This is a genomic window from Pseudomonas sp. P5_A2_2, from assembly GCF_054177685.1.
This window is the reverse complement of the sequence record NZ_JBGCUL010000313.1, coordinates 1-4,901: the sequence shown is the minus strand read 5'-3', so window position 1 is coordinate 4,901 and position 4,901 is coordinate 1. Positions and strand designations below refer to the sequence as shown.

At 58.9% G+C, this 4,901-nt stretch carries 4 protein-coding genes; 3 read left to right on the top strand and 1 reads right to left on the bottom strand.

The features are described from left to right. A partial coding sequence (locus ACXRVY_RS17175) for a SulP family inorganic anion transporter (RefSeq protein WP_458237834.1) occupies positions 1 to 1,182 on the top strand: 1,182 nt, incomplete at its 5' end. A 59-nt stretch (positions 1,183 to 1,241) separates the two neighbouring features. Here the strand turns inward: ACXRVY_RS17175 and ACXRVY_RS17170 are convergent. Next, the gene (locus tag ACXRVY_RS17170) at positions 1,242 to 1,892 is read right to left on the bottom strand and encodes a hypothetical protein (RefSeq protein ID WP_458237833.1); all 651 of its coding nucleotides are present in this window, start codon (positions 1,890 to 1,892) and stop codon (positions 1,242 to 1,244) included. 370 nt (positions 1,893 to 2,262) lie between these two features. Here ACXRVY_RS17170 and coxB point away from each other — a divergent pair, with 370 nt between their 5' ends. Together coxB and ACXRVY_RS17160 are read left to right on the top strand one after the other, a co-directional pair. Then, positions 2,263 to 3,390, top strand: coding sequence for a cytochrome c oxidase subunit II (gene coxB / locus ACXRVY_RS17165; RefSeq protein WP_458237832.1), 1,128 nt, complete (start codon positions 2,263 to 2,265; stop codon positions 3,388 to 3,390). Between the two features lie 82 nt (positions 3,391 to 3,472). Beyond that, positions 3,473 to 4,901, top strand: a 1,429-nt coding sequence (locus tag ACXRVY_RS17160) for a cytochrome c oxidase subunit I (RefSeq protein ID WP_458237831.1), incomplete at its 3' end; no start/stop codon positions are given.

Below are 4,901 nucleotides of genomic sequence, written 5' to 3'. Positions count from 1 at the left end.
GTGGTGTACGGCATGCTGGCCGGGATTGGAGTGTTGATTATCCTGTCTCAGGTGCATGTGATGCTGGATGCCGTGCCCAAACCCTCGGGCCTGGATAACCTGGCAACCTTCCCGGCGGCGCTGGCTCAGGCGTTGCCCACGTTTGGCTGGCAAGCCGGGTTGCTCGGTTTGTCGACGATTGCCGTCATGTGGCTGTGGGACAAACTCCGTCCGCAATCCCTGCGCTTCATTCCCGGCGCGCTACTGGGCGTCGGTCTGGCCACGCTTGCCAGTCTGGTGCTGGCATTGCAGGTCAAACGGGTTGAGGTGCCGGCAAACCTGACGGAGGCCATCGACTGGCTGAAGCCGGTGGATCTGCTCAACCTGGCTGATCCGACCTTGCTGATTGCCGCGTTTGCCGTGGCCTTCATCGCCAGCGCCGAAACCTTGCTCTCGGCCGCGGCGGTTGATCGCATGCACAGCGGCCAGCGCTCGGACTTCGACCGGGAATTGTCGGCGCAAGGTATCGGCAACATGCTGTGTGGCCTGCTAGGGGCGTTGCCGATGACGGGCGTTATCGTGCGCAGTTCGGCGAATGTTCAGGCCGGAGCAACTACGCGGTTTTCGACCATTTTCCACGGCCTGTGGCTGCTGGCGTTCGTGCTGTTGCTGTCCAGCGTGCTGCAAAGCATTCCGGTGGCAAGCCTGGCGGGCGTGCTGGTGTACACCGGTTTCAAACTGGTGGACCTCAAAGTCTTTCGTGGTTTGGGCCGGTATGGTCGGGCGCCGATGTTCACTTACGCGGCAACCGCGCTCGCCATCGTATTCACGGACCTGCTGACCGGCGTGTTGATTGGCTTCGGCCTGACGCTGGTGAAGCTCGCGCTTAAAGCCTCGCGCTTGAAAATCAGCCTGATCGACCTGCCTCAGGAAGGGCAAATGGAATTGCGCCTGACAGGCGCTGCGACCTTCCTCAAAGTGCCGGCGCTGACCCAGGTGCTGGGTAGTATTCCAGCAGGCGCGACGGTGCATGTGCCGCTCAATAATCTGAGCTACATCGATCACTCGTGTCTGGAGTTGCTGGAGGAATGGGGTCGGGCGAATGCGGCCAAGGGTTCGAAGCTGTTGATTGAATCGCGGGGGTTGAAGCGCAGGCTCGAGGGGCGGGTGCGGACGAATACCGGCATAGGCGCGGCTGGTTGAGGTTCCTGTGTAGGAGCGAGCTTGCTCGCTCCTACAAGGGGATTGTGTTTAGCGATGGATCAAGCTGCCGGCTGATCCAGCTCCAGGCCCACGCCCAAACGGCGCGACATGCACGGCCAGCGCTTCCACGCGGCACCGGTGTCCGGGCTGCTGAGCTTGTCGCGGTAGGCTTCCACCGACTCTAGCGCAAAGCTCTCTTCGGTCAGCATTTGATCGAACGCGTGATGTACGACTTCGTCCAGTTGGTTGGCAAACTCCTCACCGATCAATTGGTGAGCAATCAGGTTGGCGACAGTCATGTCCAAGGGGATCAGTGGCTGGCCGAAATGCTTGATGTACAGGTCGTTGACCTCTTCGACAAACCGGTGCGCCAGGTAGGCTTCATCCAGCAGGCTGTCGAGCCCGACATGGCCGGCCATGATGGCTGGCGGCTGGAGGAAGTACTGCTCGGCGATATTCAGCACCGGTTTGATCTGTGACTCAATGCCCGCTTCCCTGGCGACTTCATTGGCTGCATCCAGCAGATCGGGCACTTCTTCGATGTAGGCGGCGACAAATCGCGTCAGTACGCCGTTGGTATCGGTCTCCGGCAATTGGATCGCCGGGTGTAGATGAGGCAGTTTGCTTTCCAGCTGACGCGTCAGCAGGCCGGTGTCGGCTTCATGTTGTTGGGCTTTTTGGATCTGCTCGCGCAATGYGGCGGTGTTCATGAAAACTCCAGGAAACAAGGCAATGAAATAGGGAAGACATAACTTAGCTGGCTTATGAAAAATGCTAAGACGCATTTGTCATAATTATTTCATCCTTGATGCATCTGCGTTATATCGATTTGCCACCACTCGTCTGCATCCTTCTCCAATCGTGCCCTTGAATGCAAGTCCCCGCTGTTTCAGATCATTTACGTCATCGCGTTGCGAGGTCGGAGTCGCTGTCTATACTCGCCATTGAATGGAGTTAGCTGATAACGCCCGACTGCATGTGCAGCAAGGCCCGGCGAATCAAGTTCGTAGTCTGATGCAGCCGCTCCCTTGCCGCAGGTGAAAGCCGGCGGGATAACAAGAACGATAAGGGGAACCCGCAATGATGCGACATCCACATGTCTGGATGGGCCTCCTGTTGTGGTCGATTTTCAGTCAGGCGCAAGCGGCCTGGACTGTGAATATGGCGCCTGGAGCGACTGAAATCAGTCACGCAGTATTCGACCTGCACATGACCATTTTCTGGATCTGTGTGGTGATCGGCATCATCGTTTTTGGTGCCATGTTCTGGTCGATGATTCTTCATCGCCGCTCGACCGGGCAGTTGGCCGCCAAATTTCATGAAAGCACCACCGTCGAAATCCTCTGGACCATCGTGCCCTTCCTGATCCTGGTGGCCATGGCGGTTCCCGCTACCGCAACCCTGATCAAGATGTACGACGCCAGCGAGCCGGAGATCGATATACAGATCACCGGCTACCAGTGGAAGTGGCATTACAAATACCTGGGCCAGGACGTCGAGTTCTTCAGCAACCTGACCACCCCTCAGGATCAAATCCACAACAAGGAAGCCAAGAGCGAGCACTACCTGCTCGAAGTCGACAAGCCATTGGTGCTGCCGGTCGGCACCAAGGTGCGCTTTCTGGTGACCTCCGCCGATGTGATCCACTCCTGGTGGGTGCCGGCTTTCGCCGTCAAGCGCGATGCGATTCCCGGGTTCGTCAATGAGGCCTGGACCCGCATCGACAAGCCCGGCATCTACCGTGGCCAGTGCGCCGAGTTGTGCGGCAAGGATCACGGTTTCATGCMGACAGTGGTCGAGGTCAAGGAAAAGGCCGATTACGAAAAATGGCTGGCCGATCGCAAGGTCGAGGCCGCGCAGCTCAAGGAGCTGACCAGCAAGGAATGGACCCTCGACGAGCTCAAGGAGCGCGGCGACAAGGTCTATCACACCACCTGCGTGGCCTGTCACCAGGCCGAAGGCCAGGGCCTGCCGCCGATGTTCCCGGCGCTCAAGGGCTCGAAAATCGCCACCGGACCGAAAGAAGCTCACCTGAGCATTGTCTTCCACGGCAAGCCCGGCACCGCAATGGCGGCGTTCGGCAAGCAACTATCGGAAGTCGATATCGCGGCGGTCGTGACCTATGAACGTAATGCCTGGGGCAACAACAAAGGCGACATGGTCACGCCTAAAGAAGTACTGGAGCTGAAACAGGCGGAAAGCAAATGACCCGGTCTATTGCGCACGTACGGAACCGGTCGGGGCTTTGCACCCCGGCCTGCCCAGCCCATCTGTTTGCAGGAGACAGGACATGACTGCTGTAATCGATGAACATGTTCATACCGCCACCGACCACGCCCACGGCCCCGCCAAAGGCTTGATGCGTTGGGTGCTGACCACGAACCACAAGGACATTGGCACGCTGTACCTGTGGTTTGCATTCTCCATGTTCCTGCTTGGCGGCTCGTTCGCCATGGTGATCCGTGCCGAGCTGTTCCAGCCGGGGCTGCAAATCGTCCAGCCGGAGTTCTTCAACCAGATGACCACCATGCACGGTCTGGTGATGGTCTTCGGTGCAGTGATGCCGGCTTTCGTCGGCCTCGCCAACTGGATGATCCCRCTGATGATCGGCGCGCCGGACATGGCCCTGCCGCGGATGAACAACTTCAGCTTCTGGCTGTTGCCGGCGGCGTTCCTGCTGCTGGTATCGACCCTGTTCACCGCCGGCGGCGGGCCGAACTTCGGCTGGACCTTCTATGCACCGCTGTCGACGACCTACGCGCCGGAAAGCGTGACCTTCTTCATCTTCGCCATTCACTTGATGGGGATCAGTTCGATCATGGGGGCGATCAACGTGATCGCGACCATCCTCAACCTGCGCGCCCCCGGCATGACGTTGATGAAAATGCCGCTGTTCGTCTGGACCTGGCTGATCACCGCGTTCCTGTTGATTGCGGTGATGCCGGTACTGGCGGGCTGCGTGACCATGATGCTGATGGACATCCATTTCGGCACCAGCTTCTTCAGCGCCGCCGGTGGCGGTGACCCGGTGCTGTTCCAGCATGTGTTCTGGTTCTTCGGTCACCCCGAGGTGTACATCATGATCCTGCCGGCCTTCGGTGCCGTCAGCTCGATCATTCCGGCCTTTTCGCGCAAGCCGCTGTTCGGCTACACCTCGATGGTCTACGCCACGGCGAGTATCGCGTTCCTGTCGTTCATCGTCTGGGCGCACCACATGTTCGTGGTCGGCATTCCGCTGGTGGGCGAGCTGTTCTTCATGTACGCCACACTGCTGATTGCGGTGCCAACGGGCGTGAAGGTGTTCAACTGGGCCAGCACCATGTGGCAAGGCTCATTGACCTTCGAGACACCGATGCTGTTTGCCGTGGCGTTCGTCATCCTGTTCTCCATCGGCGGGTTCTCCGGGTTGATGCTGGCCATCGCCCCGGCGGACTTCCAGTATCAGGACACCTACTTCGTGGTTGCGCACTTCCACTACGTACTGGTGCCAGGGGCGATCTTCGGGATCTTCGCCTCAGCCTACTACTGGCTGCCGAAATGGACTGGCCACATGTACGACGAAACCCTCGGCAAGCTGCATTTCTGGCTGTCGTTCATCGGCATGAACATGGCCTTCTTCCCGATGCATTTCGTGGGGCTGGCGGGGATGCCGCGACGGATTCCGGACTACAACCTGCAATTCGCCGACTTCAACATGGTGTCGTCGATCGGTGCATTCA